Origin of the sequence: Haloarcula sp. 1CSR25-25 (assembly GCF_032027985.1) — an archaeon.
Taxonomy (GTDB): Archaea; Halobacteriota; Halobacteria; order Halobacteriales; family Haloarculaceae; genus Haloarcula.
Map to the genome: position 1 here is coordinate 98,058 of NZ_JAHYBW010000008.1, position 14,565 is coordinate 112,622.

General features: G+C 66.0%; 19 protein-coding genes. 14 read left to right on the plus strand and 5 right to left on the minus strand.

Annotation, left to right across the window (positions count from 1 at the left end):
* The first annotated feature begins 4 nt into the window (after nucleotides 1-4).
* On the plus strand, nucleotides 5-568 hold the full coding sequence (thpR, locus tag KZ498_RS19510) for an RNA 2',3'-cyclic phosphodiesterase (RefSeq protein WP_312620928.1): 564 nt from the start codon (nucleotides 5-7) through the stop codon (nucleotides 566-568).
* Nucleotides 569-870: 302 nt separating this feature from the next.
* On the plus strand, nucleotides 871-1,683 hold the full coding sequence (locus tag KZ498_RS19515; protein WP_312620929.1) for a ZIP family metal transporter: 813 nt from the start codon (nucleotides 871-873) through the stop codon (nucleotides 1,681-1,683).
* 21 nt (nucleotides 1,684-1,704) lie between these two features.
* Here the strand turns inward: KZ498_RS19515 and KZ498_RS19520 are convergent, their stop codons facing one another.
* Nucleotides 1,705-2,157 carry a hypothetical protein gene (locus KZ498_RS19520; RefSeq protein WP_312621119.1) on the minus strand — a complete coding sequence of 151 codons (453 nt, stop codon included), beginning with the start codon at nucleotides 2,155-2,157 and terminating at the stop codon, nucleotides 1,705-1,707.
* Between the two features lie 186 nt (nucleotides 2,158-2,343).
* Here KZ498_RS19520 and KZ498_RS19525 point away from each other — a divergent pair, with 186 nt between their 5' ends.
* Genes KZ498_RS19525 through KZ498_RS19535 form a run of 3 tightly spaced genes read left to right on the plus strand, consistent with a single transcriptional unit; the run spans nucleotide 2,344 to nucleotide 3,442 of the window.
* On the plus strand, nucleotides 2,344-2,496 hold the full coding sequence (locus KZ498_RS19525) for a 50S ribosomal protein L39e (RefSeq protein ID WP_004518346.1): 153 nt from the start codon (nucleotides 2,344-2,346) through the stop codon (nucleotides 2,494-2,496).
* Entirely contained in the window at nucleotides 2,496-2,774 is a 279-nt protein-coding gene (locus KZ498_RS19530) for a 50S ribosomal protein L31e (RefSeq protein WP_312620934.1), read from the plus strand. The genes KZ498_RS19525 and KZ498_RS19530 overlap by 1 nt, the downstream gene beginning before the upstream one ends.
* Before the next feature lie 2 nt (nucleotides 2,775-2,776).
* Nucleotides 2,777-3,442, plus strand: coding sequence for a translation initiation factor IF-6 (locus KZ498_RS19535; RefSeq protein ID WP_312620935.1), 666 nt, complete (start codon nucleotides 2,777-2,779; stop codon nucleotides 3,440-3,442).
* Between the two features lie 15 nt (nucleotides 3,443-3,457).
* Here the strand turns inward: KZ498_RS19535 and KZ498_RS19540 are convergent, their stop codons facing one another.
* Nucleotides 3,458-3,622, minus strand: a complete 165-nt coding sequence (locus KZ498_RS19540; RefSeq protein WP_312620936.1) for a hypothetical protein — start codon at nucleotides 3,620-3,622, stop codon at nucleotides 3,458-3,460.
* Between the two features lie 96 nt (nucleotides 3,623-3,718).
* Here KZ498_RS19540 and KZ498_RS19545 point away from each other — a divergent pair, with 96 nt between their 5' ends.
* The 7 genes from KZ498_RS19545 to KZ498_RS19575 all read left to right on the plus strand — a co-directional run bounded on the left by KZ498_RS19545 (nucleotide 3,719) and on the right by KZ498_RS19575 (nucleotide 10,390).
* Nucleotides 3,719-3,856: a hypothetical protein gene (locus KZ498_RS19545; protein WP_312620938.1), complete on the plus strand. Its 138-nt coding sequence runs from the start codon at nucleotides 3,719-3,721 to the stop codon at nucleotides 3,854-3,856.
* 131 nt (nucleotides 3,857-3,987) lie between these two features.
* Nucleotides 3,988-4,161 (plus strand): 50S ribosomal protein L18Ae, encoded by a 174-nt coding sequence (gene rpl18a / locus KZ498_RS19550; protein WP_004964648.1) that lies wholly within the window; start codon nucleotides 3,988-3,990, stop codon nucleotides 4,159-4,161.
* Nucleotides 4,158-4,619: a prefoldin subunit alpha gene (pfdA, locus tag KZ498_RS19555; protein ID WP_312620942.1), complete on the plus strand. Its 462-nt coding sequence runs from the start codon at nucleotides 4,158-4,160 to the stop codon at nucleotides 4,617-4,619. The genes rpl18a and pfdA overlap by 4 nt, the downstream gene beginning before the upstream one ends.
* Nucleotides 4,620-4,625: 6 nt before the next feature.
* Nucleotides 4,626-5,960, plus strand: coding sequence for a signal recognition particle-docking protein FtsY (gene ftsY / locus KZ498_RS19560; protein ID WP_312620944.1), 1,335 nt, complete (start codon nucleotides 4,626-4,628; stop codon nucleotides 5,958-5,960).
* A 230-nt stretch (nucleotides 5,961-6,190) separates the two neighbouring features.
* Nucleotides 6,191-7,930: a ferredoxin--nitrite reductase gene (locus tag KZ498_RS19565; protein WP_312620946.1), complete on the plus strand. Its 1,740-nt coding sequence runs from the start codon at nucleotides 6,191-6,193 to the stop codon at nucleotides 7,928-7,930.
* Nucleotides 7,923-9,503, plus strand: coding sequence for a Coenzyme F420 hydrogenase/dehydrogenase, beta subunit C-terminal domain (locus tag KZ498_RS19570; protein WP_312620947.1), 1,581 nt, complete (start codon nucleotides 7,923-7,925; stop codon nucleotides 9,501-9,503). Before KZ498_RS19565 ends, KZ498_RS19570 begins: the two co-directional genes overlap by 8 nt.
* A 440-nt stretch (nucleotides 9,504-9,943) precedes the next feature.
* On the plus strand, nucleotides 9,944-10,390 hold the full coding sequence (locus KZ498_RS19575) for a cell wall anchor protein (protein WP_312620949.1): 447 nt from the start codon (nucleotides 9,944-9,946) through the stop codon (nucleotides 10,388-10,390).
* 63 nt (nucleotides 10,391-10,453) lie between these two features.
* On the opposite strand, the gene KZ498_RS19580 is transcribed toward KZ498_RS19575, so the two are convergent.
* Genes KZ498_RS19580 through KZ498_RS19590 form a run of 3 tightly spaced genes read right to left on the minus strand, consistent with a single transcriptional unit; the run spans nucleotide 10,454 to nucleotide 12,489 of the window.
* Nucleotides 10,454-11,104, minus strand: a complete 651-nt coding sequence (locus KZ498_RS19580) for a bifunctional 4-hydroxy-2-oxoglutarate aldolase/2-dehydro-3-deoxy-phosphogluconate aldolase (RefSeq protein ID WP_312620950.1) — start codon at nucleotides 11,102-11,104, stop codon at nucleotides 10,454-10,456.
* A gap of 56 nt (nucleotides 11,105-11,160) precedes the next feature.
* Nucleotides 11,161-11,535 (minus strand): cupin domain-containing protein, encoded by a 375-nt coding sequence (locus KZ498_RS19585; protein ID WP_312620951.1) that lies wholly within the window; start codon nucleotides 11,533-11,535, stop codon nucleotides 11,161-11,163.
* A 45-nt stretch (nucleotides 11,536-11,580) separates the two neighbouring features.
* A complete protein-coding gene (locus KZ498_RS19590) occupies nucleotides 11,581-12,489 on the minus strand; it encodes an AEC family transporter (RefSeq protein ID WP_312620952.1) in 909 nt (302 codons plus the stop codon).
* A gap of 162 nt (nucleotides 12,490-12,651) precedes the next feature.
* Here KZ498_RS19590 and KZ498_RS19595 point away from each other — a divergent pair, with 162 nt between their 5' ends.
* Both KZ498_RS19595 and KZ498_RS19600 read left to right on the plus strand, forming a co-directional pair.
* Nucleotides 12,652-14,061 carry a signal recognition particle protein Srp54 gene (locus KZ498_RS19595; protein WP_312620953.1) on the plus strand — a complete coding sequence of 470 codons (1,410 nt, stop codon included), beginning with the start codon at nucleotides 12,652-12,654 and terminating at the stop codon, nucleotides 14,059-14,061.
* 108 nt (nucleotides 14,062-14,169) lie between these two features.
* The gene (locus tag KZ498_RS19600) at nucleotides 14,170-14,565 is read left to right on the plus strand and encodes a universal stress protein (RefSeq protein WP_312620955.1); all 396 of its coding nucleotides are present in this window, start codon (nucleotides 14,170-14,172) and stop codon (nucleotides 14,563-14,565) included.

Consider the following 14,565-nt stretch of genomic DNA (forward strand, 5'->3'; position numbering starts at 1 on the left):
GACCATGTCAAAACGCCTGTTCGTCAGCGTCGACCTCGACGGGCTGGGCGACGCCGTGGCGGCCGTTCAGGAGCGGTTCGCCGGCGTGTCAGGCCTTCGACTGACCGACCCCGAGCAAGCCCACGTCACGCTGAAGTTCCTCGGTGACACCGACCCGGCTCGCGTTGACGACATCGTTGGCGCCCTCGAAACCGCGGTTGAAGACAGCGGTGTCGGCCCGTTCGAAGCCGGTTTCGGCGGTCTCGGCGTCTTTCCGTCACTGTCCTACATCAGCGTCGTCTGGGTCGGCGTCCGTGACGGCCAGGGCGGCGCGGAACTGTCCGCGCTACACGATGCCGTCGAAAGCCGGACCGTCGCGATGGGGTTTGACGCGGAGGACCACGAGTTCACGCCGCACGCGACCATCGCCAGGATGGACCACGCCGGCGGCAAAGAGACGGTACAGGACGCCGTCGAGAGCGACGACCCTGACGTGGGACGGCTTCAAATCACGGACGTCCGCCTGAAAGAGAGCGACCTGGGACCCGACGGTCCGACGTATCGGACCGTCGAATCGGTGTCGCTGTGAGCGCGTCCCGCTCCTGCCGCATGGGCCGATGCGTGGCGATACACTGAGGCGGTGCCGCGTCACGGCGCAGCGGTTGCGTCGGTGTGAGTTGCACACGAACGGAGCTCTCGGATAGAATCATGACGAACTTCTGTCAGAAAATACGTCGCAGTCGATGATTGCCCGGCACTGGCCGCTATCCGCGTTGCGAGCCCAATCTGGCATTCGAATAGCTACTCGGTTCGTCCCTGCAGGCCGTTTAGGTCGACCAAAACAATCAGATTAGTGACAATTTTTATCGGTCCGAACGGCGTAGTGCCGGTATGGTCACCGTCGAGAACGTTGCCTTCGTGTTCGTCGCGGGGTTGCTTACGGCACTCGCCACCGGCCTCGGTGCGATTCCGTTCTTCCTCGTCGATGAGTTCTCCGACCGGTGGAACGTCCTGCTGTGGGGACTGGCCTCGGGAATCATGGTCGCCGCCTCGCTGTTCGGACTCGTCCGCGAGGGGCTTGCCTACGGGTCGGCGCTGCTCATGGTTCCCGGAATCCTCGCCGGTGTCGGGCTCGTCGTCGTGGCGCATGAACTCCTGGACGACTTCGACCAGTCACCCAAGCAGTTCGAGCAGGCTGATTTCACCAAGCTCCTGTTGATTCTGGGCATTCTGACTGTCCATAGCTTCCCGGAGGGCGTCGCGGTCGGCGTCTCATTCGCGGAACTCGGATTGGAGTCGGCCACCCCCGAATCCGCTGTGGGTATCGTCGGCGTCTCCGTCCCGCTCCTGGCGGTGTTCATGACCGTGGCCATCTCTATCCACAACGTCCCGGAGGGGACTGCCATCGCCATTCCGCTTCGCTCGCTGGGCGTCAGTGAGTGGAAGATGGTCTGGTGGGCGGTGTTCTCCTCGCTGCCACAGCCGGTCGGGGCCGTCATCGCCTACTACTTCGTCACGCTGGCGAAGGCCTTTCTCCCGTTCGGCTTTGGCTTCGCCGCCGGGGCGATGGTGTATCTCGTCCTCACGGAGTTCGTTCCCGAGGCCCTGGAGTACGGGGACGGCCTGCCGGGTGGGGGCAAACGCGAACTGACCGCCGGCGTCGCTGTCGGCGTGTTGGCGATGGTCCCGCTGGCGTTCGTTTAGCTCGACACAGGGCGGAGTCGTTCACAGGGGGAGTTTGCTCTTGATGACGGTGAGATCGACGAACGCCTTCAGCGGGTCGTCGTAGTCCCCGACGCGGGTTTCCATGCGGTAGTTGGAGTGGTCGACGGCGAAGAAGTACGGCCCGGGTTCCTCGAGCGACTCCCGTGCGCCGTCGTTGTCCGTCGACGCCTGATAGATATCCGACCCCCCGGGCTGGACCGCCGTCTGGCTGAACTTCGGGTTCCCCGGCGGCGTCTCGTCGGGCTCTCGACCCTTGATGTAGGCGTCGTACCGCTCGAACTGCGCGGGGTCGGTGAAGAAGTACACGCTGAACGGGGTCTCGGACTTGACGATGTAGCGAATCTCGCCGCCGGGGTCGGACACGTCCGGGATGTCCGCTCGTGTCCACGCCCCCTGTGGCTCGACCCTGACGTCCCGCTGTACGCTGACGACGACCTCACCGCCACCACCCATACATCCAGCGCCGACGGCCGTCGCACCGACACCTGCCGTCTGGAGGAATCTCCGGCGCTTCATCCATTGATAATCAGGGTACTGTTCCACTTAGTTCTACGTCCGCAGTTACAGCCGCTGATAACGGGCCGCGACTGGTTCGAAAAGGAAGGAATTTAAACTACGACACGGAACAAGCACCATACCATGGGTAAGAAATCGAAGGCTACGAAGAAGCGACTGGCCAAGCTCGACAACCAGAACAGTCGAGTCCCGGCCTGGGTCATGCTCAAGACGGACCGCGAGGTCCAGCGCAACCACAAACGACGCCACTGGCGGCGCAACGACACTGACGAATAATGAGCGCCAGTGACTTCGAGGAGCGTGTCGTCACCATTCCGCTCCGAGACGCGCGAGCCGAACCGAACCACAAGCGCGCCGACAAAGCGATGGTCCTCATCCGCGAGCACCTCGCCAAGCACTTCTCTGTCGACGAGGACGCCGTCCGCCTCGACCCCTCGATCAACGAGGCGGCCTGGGCCCGCGGTCGCGCCAACACGCCGAGCAAGATCCGTGTTCGCGCCGCCCGCTTCGAGGAAGAGGGCGAAGCCATCGTCGAAGCAGAGACCGCAGAGTAACGTTGCTCCGCGCGGCTTTCTCCGGGTCGTCGTACGTGGGTGTGTTCGCCCGTGCGACCGACGACTGCGTGCTGGTTCGCCCAGACCTAGACGAATCGCTGCTCGACGACCTGAGCGACGAGCTCGATGTGCCGGCCGTGCCGACCACTGTCGGCCGCTCCGGGACTGTCGGCGCGCTCGCGACCGGCAACGAGAACGGGCTGGTCGTCTCCGAGCGCGTCCGCGAGACCGAAATCGACCGGATTCAGGACGCCGTCGACGTGTCCGTCACGCGGCTGCCCGGCCGGATCAACGCTGCCGGCAACGTCGTCTGCTGTAACGACTACGGCGCGTACGTCCACCCCGACCTCTCCAGAGACGCCGTGCAGGCGGTCAGAGACGGGCTGGACGTGCCTGTGGAACGCGGCGTCATCGCCGGTGTCACGACCGTCGGGACCGCCGCCGTCGCCACCAACAAGGGCGTGCTCTGCCATCCGAAGGCCACGGACGGCGAACTCGACGCCCTCGAGGAGGTCCTCGACGTGCCGGCCGACATCGGGACCATCAACTACGGCGGACCGCTCGTCGGTTCCGGCCTCATCGCGAACGACTACGGCTACGTCTGTGGCTCGGACACGTCCGGGCCGGAACTGGGCCGTATCGACGCGGCGCTTGGCTACATCGACTGACCCAGTTTTTACCGCTCAGGACGGGTGCTGGTGGCTGAGCCGCTCCGCGACCACGCCCGGAACGGGCAGTCCGCAGTCGCCACACGCCCAGGACCGACTGGTCCCGCCCCGTTCGGGCGTCAGGTCCTGCCTGAATCGCAGGGTCGCACCGCACTCGCATCGGTACGTCGTCTCGCCCATACCTCGACGTACGTGCTGCCCCGGCAAATCCGTCGGGGTCGGCGACCATGATACCCTGTGTCAAAGAATAATACGATGTGTTCCCAAGTACCACATATGGTTCAGCGAACCCCGTCCACGGACGACCAGAATCGCCTCGTCTGCCGGAAGTGTGAGTACTCGACAGGTGTGCTTCGCCCGTCCTGCCCAGAGTGTGGCGGCGACATGGTGTACGCCCCGGCATCCGAGGAGTAGGCTCCGTCGCTCGCTCTCCAGTCGCGTGGCCGTGTCCGGCATCCGGTCGGGCGGTCTACGCCCTGGCGGAGACACAACTCGGGAAGGGCGGAAGGGGAAGATACTTCCCTGCCCTGCCCGCACCTGCGTGTATGAGCACGTACACTGTTCGCGGTAGTTTCCCGGCCCGAGACGGCCCACAGCAGTTCGAGAAGGAGGTCGAGGCGCCGAACGAGAACGTCGCTGAGGAGCGCGTCTACAGCGACTTCGGCTCCCAGCACAACCTCAAGCGCACACAGATCACGATCGAGGAGGTGGCAGCATGATGGGCGGTGGCGGCGGTGGCGGCGGCGGTCAGATGCAGCAGGTCGCACAGGAGATCGAGCAGATGGAGCAGGAAGTCGATGCAATCGACGAGGAGATCGAACGTCTCCGCGAGAAGCAGACGGACATCGACGAGGCCATCGAGGCCATCAACACGCTCGACTCCGGCTCCACGGTGCAGGTCCCGCTCGGCGGCGACGCCTACATCCGCGCGACCATCGAGGACATCGACGAGGTCGTCGTCTCCCTCGGCGGCGGCTACTCCGCGGAGCGCGAGCAGGACGGCGCTGTCAGCACGCTGGAAACCAAGAAGGAGACGCTGGACGACCACATCAGCGACCTGCAGGAAGAGAAGGCCGAAGTCGAGACCGAGATGGAGGAGCTCGAACAGCAGGCCCAGCAGATGCAACAGCAGCAGATGCAGCAGATGATGCAACAGCAAGAGCAGGAAGACGAGTAAGGCCGTATGTTCGACGGACTGAAGGACAAGCTCAGCGGGTTCACGAGTGACGTCGAGGAGGATGTCGACGAGGACGCACTCGAGGCGGAGGACGAACCGGACGCCGAGGGGGAAGCCCCGGCTGACTCGGTAGCTGAAGCCGAGGCCGCACCCGACGCGAACCCGGTCGACGACGACGTGCAGACGGCAGAGGCGGAGCCGGCAGCCACGGACGACCAGTCCCAGGCTGTATCTGAACCGTCAACCGCCGAGGCCGACGCGGTATCGGAGTCCGCCACAGAACCCGACGCGGAATCGGAGTCCGCCACAGAACCCGACGCGGTATCGGAATCTGCCACAGCAGTCGAGGACGGAGCCGAAGCCTCCGACGGCACGGCGGAACCGGCCGACATCGCGGACGAGTCGGACGACGCCCCGGAGACTGAGGACGATTCGGCGTCCGGAGACGACGATGGCCGCGGCCTCGCCGCGAAGGCGAAGCTCATGGCCACCGGGAAGACGGTCATCGAGGAGGATGACTTACAGAGCCACCTCGACGACCTCGAACTGGCGCTGCTGTCGAGCGACGTGGAGATGAGCGTCGCCAACGAGATCCTCGACGGCGTCAAGGAGAACCTCACGGGCCAGACCCGCCGACGGCTCTCCAGCACGGGGAATCTCGTCCGGGACGCGCTCCGGGAGTCGCTGTACGACGTCATCAACGTCGGCCAGTTCGACTTCGACGAGCGCGTCCGAGCGGCCGACAAGCCGGTCACCATCGTGTTCACCGGCGTCAACGGCGTCGGCAAGACGACCTCGATAGCGAAACTCGCGCAGTACTTCGAGGACCGCGGGCTCTCGACGGTGCTTGCCAACGGCGACACCTACCGGGCCGGCGCGAACGAGCAACTCGAAAAGCACGCCGAGAACCTCGACAAGAAGATTATCACCCACGAGCAGGGCTCGGACCCGACGGCAGTCATCTACGACGCCGTCGAGTACGCCAAGGCCAACGACATCGACGTGGTGCTTGGCGATACGGCCGGCCGACTCCACACCTCTGACGACCTGATGGCTCAGTTAGAGAAGATCGACCGCAACATCGACCCGGACATGACGCTGTTCGTGGACGAGGCGGTCGCGGGTCAGGACGCCGTCAACCGGGCGCGCGAGTTCGACGACGCGGCCGAAATCGACGGTGCGATTCTGACGAAAGCCGACGCCGACCCGCAGGGCGGCGCGGCCATCTCCGTCGCACACGTCACCGGCAAGCCGATTCTCTTCTTGGGCACCGGCCAGGACTACGGCGACCTCGAACCGTTCGACCCCGAGGAAATCGTCGACAGCCTCATCGGCGAATAGGCCTCGGACTTCGCGGTCACTTTTGCTGCTACCTAGGGGCTACGAGGGGACCCATTCGACCCTGATTGTGTGGAACCCGCAGAGTCCGCGCTATGTCGAGGAGACAGCGCCGTGAAAAATCCGGTAAATGTTACCACGTCGGAGGAGGTGTGGTCCTTTTCGCCGGCAGGGGCGCGTTGAAGATGCCAGTCTGTCACTCCTACTACACACAGTACTGTGGTGTGCTAGTAATGAATACAGTTGAACGATGGAAACAGGAGAAGCACCCGCTGGATGTCATCGAGGACGTCGAGCAGTATGCGGCCGATGAGTTGAGTTTCGAGGAAATCGAGGCCCGGGCCGGCGACGGCGAGTGGGAGCGGCTGAAGTGGGCCGGGCTGTACGCCCACGGCCGCCAGGACGGGTACTTCATGATGCGGACCAAAGTCCCCGGCGGCTCCCTCTCGCCCGAGCAGGCCGAGGCCATCGGCGAGGTGGCCGACGAGTACGCCACCGCGCCCGAGGCCTTCGGCGGCGAGGAGCAAAACGACATCTGGGGCGACGCTTTCCTCGATATCACGACCCGGCAGGACGTCCAGATGCACTGGATCGAAATCGAAGACGTGCCCGACATCTGGGAGCGCTACGACGAGGTCGGCCTGACGACGGTACAGGGCTGTGGCGATTCCGCGCGGAACGTGCTGGGCTGTCCCGCCGCCGGGCTGGACGACCACGAGTGCTTCGACGCCCAGCCTGTGGTCGAGGCCGTCTCCGAGTTCTTCACGAAAAACCGGGAGTACGCGAACCTCCCGCGGAAGTTCAAGATGACTATCACCGGCTGCCGGCAGGACTGCGCGCAGTCCCAGATCAACGATGTGGGGCTGACGCCGGCCCGCCGCGACATCGGCGGGGAGCAACACTACGGCTTCCACGTCAGGGTCGGCGGCGGCCTCTCGGACGGACCGCGGATGGCCTCTGACCTGGACGTGTTCGTCCCACCAGAGGACACCGTGGAGTTCTGCCGGGCCGTCGCCCAGACGTTCAAGGAACTGGGCGACCGCACCAACCGCGGCGTCTGCCGGATGCGCTATCTCGTCCAGCAGCTGGGACCCGAAAAATTCGAGGAGGCGGTCCGGGACCGCTGTACGGTCGACCTGCCGACCCGCGGGACCGACTGCTCGGAGGGGTACCGCGGCGACCACGTCGGCGTCCACGACCAGCGCGAAGACGGCCTGAAATACGTCGGCTTCAACGTCATCGCCGGCCGGATGGGCGGCGACGAGTTCCGGCGGGCGGCCCGCGCCGCCCGGGAGTACGGCACCGACGACGCCTCGGTCAGGCTGGCGACCGACCAGAACTTCCTCGTCACCCACATCCCCGAAGCGAACCTCGGTGAACTGCTGAACGAACCGTTCGCCCGGAAGTACCAGCCCGACCCCGGCCCGTTCTCTCGGGGCGCGGTCGGCTGCACCGGCTCGGAGTTCTGTAACTACGGCATCATCGAGACGAAGAACCGCGTCCGCCGCTGGGCGAAGGCGCTGGACCGCCGCATCGACGTGCCCGAGGAAATCGACGTGGTCCGGATGCACATGTCCGGCTGCTCGGCCTCCTGTGCGCAGCCACAGATCGCCGACATCGGCTTCCGGGGCGAGACGGTGCAGATAGACGACCCCGAAGGAACGACCAACGAGGAGGGGGACAACATCGTCGAGGGGATGGACTTCGGCCTCGGCGGGAGCCTCGGGGCGGACAACGAGTTCCTCGACTGGGTCGAACACGCGGTCCCGGCCGACGCCGTGATTCCCGCCCTGGAGGAGCTGTTCGACGCCTACGCCGACGAGCGCACCGAGGGCGAGCGCTTCTACGAGTGGTGTCGCCGCGTCGGCAACGACCGCCTCCGCTCGGTCATGCGGCGGGCCGACGCGGACGTCGCCGGCGGCGTCGCACACGGGGACGGCGGCGGTCGCGGGGAGGTGGCCGACGATGACTGACCGGCGCTACCGGCAGCAGGCCGCGCCGGCCGACGCCGCGCCGGAGCTGGTGGAGGGCGGGCGAGCGGACGCCCGTCCGAGCGGCGGCGACCCCCCGCTTGTGACCGACGGCGGCCAACCGATGCCCGGCGTCCCGGGTGACGGGCGCGATGACTGTGGCTGCGGGGAGTCGTGTGGCTGTAGCGAGCACAGTCGCGACAGCGAGCGGCGGGTCCGCCCGGACGGCGGGACCGGCGCGGCCAACGTCGAACCCGACGGCAAACTCAAACCCATCCGGTTCACGGAGCCGGCGACGGGCACCAGCCAGAACGTCGACGACGGCCGGCCCGACGAGCGGGTGGGCGTCCCCGAGGGCGCCGACCTCGATACGCCCGGCGACGGCATCCGCGCGGAGATGAACGACATCGAGGAGCCCGAGGGCAAAACGTGGTTCATGGAACTCGACGAGGCCGTCATCGGGGCCGACCGATGCATCCAGTGTGGGACCTGCGTCGCGGCCTGTCCCAGTGACTCCATCGGCATAGGCGACGACGACCTGCCGAAGCTCGTGAAGATGTGTACCGGCTGCTCGCTGTGCTGGGATATGTGTCCCCGCGGCGGCCTGCGTTACGAGCGCCAGTGGAAGATCACCGGCGGCGACGACAACGTGAAAGGCGCGGGCGACCCCATCACGGAGTTCTCCGCGAGAGTCGAGGACGGCTGGCGGGAGGGCGCTCAGGACGGCGGCCTCGTGACCTCGGTGCTGTGTCACCTGCTTGCGGCCGGCGAGATCGACGGCGCGCTCATCGCCACCGAGAGCGACGAGGCCGAGTGGAAAGCCGAGTCGTTCCTCGCAACGACGCCCGCGGAGTGTATCGACAACGCCGGGAGCTTCTACAACCAGACGCTCGCGCTGGGCAACCTCGACCTCAAGCAATGGGAACACAAGCTCGACGTGCCGCTGTCGGAGGCCTCGCTCGCGCTGGTCGGCACGCCCTGTGAAATCGAGGGGATTCGCGCCCTGCAGGACTTCGACTGGGACTACGCCGCCCAGGAGGAGGGCGTCCGCGCCATCGACTACACCATCGCGCTGATGTGCACGAAGAACTTCAACTACTACTCGCTCATCGGCGAACTCATCGAGGAGGAGCGCGGCATCGACCGGGCGGACATCGGCAAGATGGACGTGCTCCACGGGAAGATGATGGTCTACGGCGAGGACGGCGAGATGCTCCTGGAGGAAGACGTCGAGAACTTCCACGACGCTGCCCTCAAGGGCTGTGACGAGTGTGCCGACTTCACCGGCTACTGCGCCGACCTCACCGTCGGGTCCGTCGGGTCAAGCGACGCGTACTCCTCTGTCATCGTCAGAACCGAAGCCGGCCTTCGGGCGTGGGAACTGACCGAACCGGACCTGGACTACCACGACCTCGAAGACCGCTCGGCGGTCGGAAAACTCCAGGGCTGGGACAAGAAACAGGCCTTCGATGCGCTCCAACGCCCCTTCGACCCCGACGCGCCGCGGTTCATCGACTACGCCGACCACGCCGACCAGTACGGGACCGAACTGCACCCCCACGAGAGCGGCCAGTGAGGCAGGTACCGCGTCGCCAGTCGACACGTGCTGTCTTATACCGTTGCTAAACGGCAGTCGGACGGATTCTGGCCGTGAAGCGGTCGCCTGGCTGGCACCGCAGCGCAACCAGCGAACCGATAGCGCGGTCCGGCGGGTGGGGATACCTATGTGTCCGATAACCGTCCGGGAAAGCGCGAACTGTCCGATTACTTCAGGTCGATAGCATCGAACCAATCCACGTCGGACACCGGGCGACCGGCGCGGTGACTCGACCGCAAAACCGCTGAAACACTCGATTCCAGACCCCGGTTCGCTCAATCATGGTCTGGAACGAACCGTTTATGTCCCGCTTCGCGAACCGGCCCAGCGCCGGATGTGGCGCCTCTCTGCTGTCGGCTTGCCGTCATATGCTTAGCAGGTCATTCATAAACTGCCCCGGTGGTCTCCGGGCAAACGCTATGGGACGACTCACATCTCGACGAAACGTTATCAAAATCGCAGGCGGCGCACTCGTGGCACTCGCTGGCTGTAGTGACACCGGCGGGAGCGGCGCTACGGAGACCGACGGGGGCGGGGCCGAAGCCCCGGGCACGCCTACGGCCGAAGAGACCGACGTAATGACGGAAGCCGAGACGGAGCCGGCGATGGAGACTGAGACCGAAGCGGACACCGGAATGGAGACCGAGACCGAGACGGAACTCGGCGAGACGGAGACCGACGCCCTCGGCAACGAGACGGAGACCGACGCCCTCGGCAACGAGACGGAGACCGACGCCCTCGGCAACGAGACGGAGACCGACGCCCTCGGCAACGAGACCGAGACGACCGAAAACGAGACCGAGATGTCCGGCAACGAGACGGAGACGACTGGCAACGAAACGACTGCGAACGAAACCGAAGAGTAAACCGCTGACGCTGTACCAGGGCGCTTTCTAACCGCCCGGGCGCGGTCGGTCCGCGGCCGGTCGCTACTCCCGTGCAGCTTCGACGGCGGCGACGAACTCCGCGGCCCGTTCGCGGACGCCGTCCATGTCGTCGTTCTCGATGGCCTCGTAGTTGACCAGTGCAGAGCCCGCGCCGACGGCGACCGCGCCGGCATCGAAGAACTCGTCGACGTTGTCCGTCGAGACGCCGCCGGTCGGCATGATCGGCACGTCGCCCAGCGGCCCCTGCAACGCGCCGATGTGGGCCGGGCCGACCGTTTTCGCCGGGAACATCTTCAGCATGTCCGCACCCGCTTCCATCGCGTCGGCGGCCTCCGTCGGCGTCATGACGCCGGGGATAGCGAGGACGCCTTCGCGGTTACACACGTCGATGACGTCCTCGTTGAGGTTCGGCGCGAGGACGAACTCCGCGCCGGCTTCGATGACGTTGCGGGCGGCGGCGGCGTCCATGACCGTGCCGGCCCCGATGATGGCGTCGGTGTCGTCCAGTGCCTTGTCGACGGCGGCGATCATGTCCGAACAGCGCTTCGCGTCGGCCGTCAGCTCCAGCGCCGTGACGCCGCCCTCGTGGACGGCCGTCGCCACGTCGACCATCTTCTCCTCGGGAATCCCCCGCAGGACCGCCGTGACGCCGCTGTCGACCAGTTCCTGTTGCACCGCCTGTTTGCTCGTCATGGGCGCACCTGCGACGGGGTGGCTCAAAAGCGTGTCTGAACTGCGAAGTCCCGAGGCTACGCGTCGGGGTCGTACGGGCGCGCGATGTCGGTCGGCGGTGCGCCGACGCCGAGGACGGTAACCGACTCGTCGGCGTCGTCGGGGTTGTGCGCGCGGTGCGGGCTCTCCGGTTCGGCGACGAAGGCCTCGTCGGCCGGAACGACGTACTCCCCGTCGGGCGTCTCGACGTGGAGTGTCCCGGCGAGCACGTAGAACAGTTCCTCGCGCGTCTCGTGGTAGTGGTAGGTCCGCGAGAGGTCCTCGCCCGGCGCCATCTCGTAGGTGGCCGCGTGGAGCGCGTGGAGTTCGGCGGTGTCGGAGATGCCCCGCCGGTCACAGGGGTAGTCCTCGGGTTCCGGCAGGTCGTCGGGGTCGATCTGGTGATAACCCATACCGTCGGTGGGGGCACCGGCGGACAAAAACGTGGCCACGGCGACCTAGGCGAACAGCCAGACCAGCACGGAGAGGGTCCCGACGGAGACGACCGTCGAAATGAAGACGTTCAGCGAGGCAAACGCCGTGTCGCCGCCCAACTCTGTGGTGTAGACGTACGTCGAGACGGCGGTGGGCGCGCCGAACATCACGACCGTCGCGCCCAGCGCAGTGGCACTGACGGACAGCGAGGAGTACACCAGCCACGCCAGCGCCGGCATCCACAGCACCTTCAGGCCGACGACGCTGACGGTCTCCTGTACGTCCGACAGCGGCAGGTCCGTATCGAGCGTCGCACCGATACACAGCAACGCGACGGGCAGCGCCAGCTCCGCCGGCAGGCCAAGCGCCCGGACGACCGTTTCAGGCACCGACAGCGACAGGACCGACGCCGCGATACCGGCAGCAAGCGCGACGAGCACCGGGTTCATCACGACCTTCTTACACTCGCCAAGCAGTGCGGCGTCGCTCCCGTTGATGCGGACCAGCAGGAACACCGTCACCGGGGCTTGCGTGACCGCGCCGATGCCGAGGATGACGCTGGCGACCGCCGTCGCGTCGCTGCCCATCGTCGCCGCCACCAGCGGGAGCCCGAGAAACCCCATGTTGCTGTGGTACGACTGGACCACCGACACGCTCCGCCGACCCGTCGACTCCAGCCGTCTGTGGACGACCCAGCCCAGGACGACCGTCAGCGCGGTGACGGCCCAGAAGCCCCCGAGCAGCGCCGGCGAGATAATCTCTCCCAGCGGGCGGTCGTACGTGGACCGGAACACGAGCGCCGGCAGCGCAACGATGAACACGAGGGAGGTGAGCACCTCCGTCCGTCGCTCGGTCAACAGCCCGAGGGACCCGGCGACGACGCCGGCCGAGAGAAACGCAACCATGAACCCGAGCTGCCCGAGAACGGCCATAGTGTCGCTCAGTCGGTTCGACCTTTTTACCCTTTCGTCACCGGTAGACGTGGAATTAATCATGTAGTTGCCGCCCCACACGGAGACGATTCCGTTCCCAGCCACGGCGTGGCGGCCCGACAACAAGCCTTTACCCGCGTGGTCGCGTATCTCGGTCCAACAATGGTACTCGACGATCTGGGGAGTTCGCTTCGGGGGACTCTCGACGACCTCAGGGGAAAGTCCCGGCTCTCCGAGGAGGACATCGAGGACATCGTCAAAGAGATCCAGCGGTCGCTGTTGCAGGCCGACGTGGACGTCGGGCTCGTACAGGACCTCTCGGACAGCATCGAGACGCGCGCCTTAGAGGAGGAACCGCCGGCGGGCACGACGCCGCGTGACTGGGTCCTGCGCATCGTCTACGAGGAACTGGTCGACCTCGTCGGCGAGTCGACCGACCTCCCGCTGGAAGAGCAGACCATCATGCTCGCCGGCCTGTACGGGTCGGGGAAGACGACGACGGCCGCGAAGATGGCGTGGTGGTTCTCGACGAAGGGGCTCCGGCCGGCCATCATCCAGACCGACACGGACCGACCCGGGGCCTACGACCAGGCCAAGGAGATGGCCGAACGCGCCGAGGTCGATTTCTACGGCGACCCGGACGAGGACGACCCCGTAACGATTGCCCGCGAGGGCCTCGCCGCGACCGAGAGCGCCGACGTTCGCATCGTCGACACGGCCGGTCGTGACGGCCTGAACGAGGAGCTCATCGAGCAGATCGAGCGCATCGAACAGGAGGTCCAGCCCGACCGGAACCTGCTCGTGCTGGACGCGGCGATGGGCCAGAGCGCCAAGAGCCAGGCCGCCGACTTCGAGGCGGCAATCGGTATCGACGGCGTCGTCATCACGAAACTCGACGGGACGGCGAAAGGTGGCGGCGCGCTCGCCGCCGTCAACGAGACCGACTCGACTATCGCCTTCCTCGGCGCCGGCGAGACGGTCAAGGACATCGAGCGATTCGAGCCCTCCGGGTTCATCTCCCGGCTGCTCGGGATGGGCGACCTCAAACAGCTCACCGAGCGCGTCGAGCGCGCAATGGAGGAGACCCAGGAAGACGACGAGGAGGACTGGGACCCCGAGGACATGCTGGAGGGCCAGTTCACCCTCAAGGACATGCGCAAGCAGATGCAGACGATGAACAACATGGGACCGCTGGACCAGGTGATGGACATGATTCCCGGGCTGGGCGGCGGGCTGATGGACCAGCTCCCCGACGACGCGATGGACGTGACCCAGGAGCGGATGCGGGATTTCGACGTCATCATGGACTCGATGACCGAGGCGGAACTGGAGAACCCCCGCGTCGTGGGCCAGTCCCGGACCGAGCGCATCTGCCGCGGGTCCGGCAAGCCCGAGGAGCGGGTGCGTGAACTCCTCCAGCAGCACAAACAGATGGAGCAGATGCTCAAGCAGTTCCAGGGCATGGGCGACGGCGACATGGAGCGGATGATGAAACAGATGCAACAGGGTGGCGGCGGTGGCGGCGGTATGGGCGGCATGGGCGGCGGCGGTATGGGGCCGTTCGGCGACTGACTCCGTTGGATCGGGCCGCAGGATGGGATACCCGGCGCGGTTTTTCGTGTCTGTGTTCGAAATCCGGGCCAGAACTAAGGGAGGGCCCGTCCTACGGATGAAGCGAGTATGTACGAAATTGTCGCTGGGGTAGACAAAAGTGAGGCTCGTGGGACCGCCATCGCGGAAGCGATAACCGAGATTCCGATGGACGCAAGCCAGGTCCGCGTGACACTGTTGCATGACTTCGAGGAGAACCCCGAAGGCGCGTCCGTCGACCAGGTGGCCTCCGTGCGCCGGGCACGGGAGGTCCTCGAGGACGCTGGCGTCGAGGTGACCTTAGAGGAGTCAAGCGGCGAACCGGCTGACGCGATTCTCCGGCTGGCCGACGAGCAGGACGCCGAGATGATCGTCGTCGCCGGACGCAAGCGGACGCCGACAGGCAAGGTGCTGTTCGGCAGCGTCACACAGAGCGTGATTCTGGGCACGGACCGCTCCGTGCTGGTCTGTAGCGGCAAAGAATAG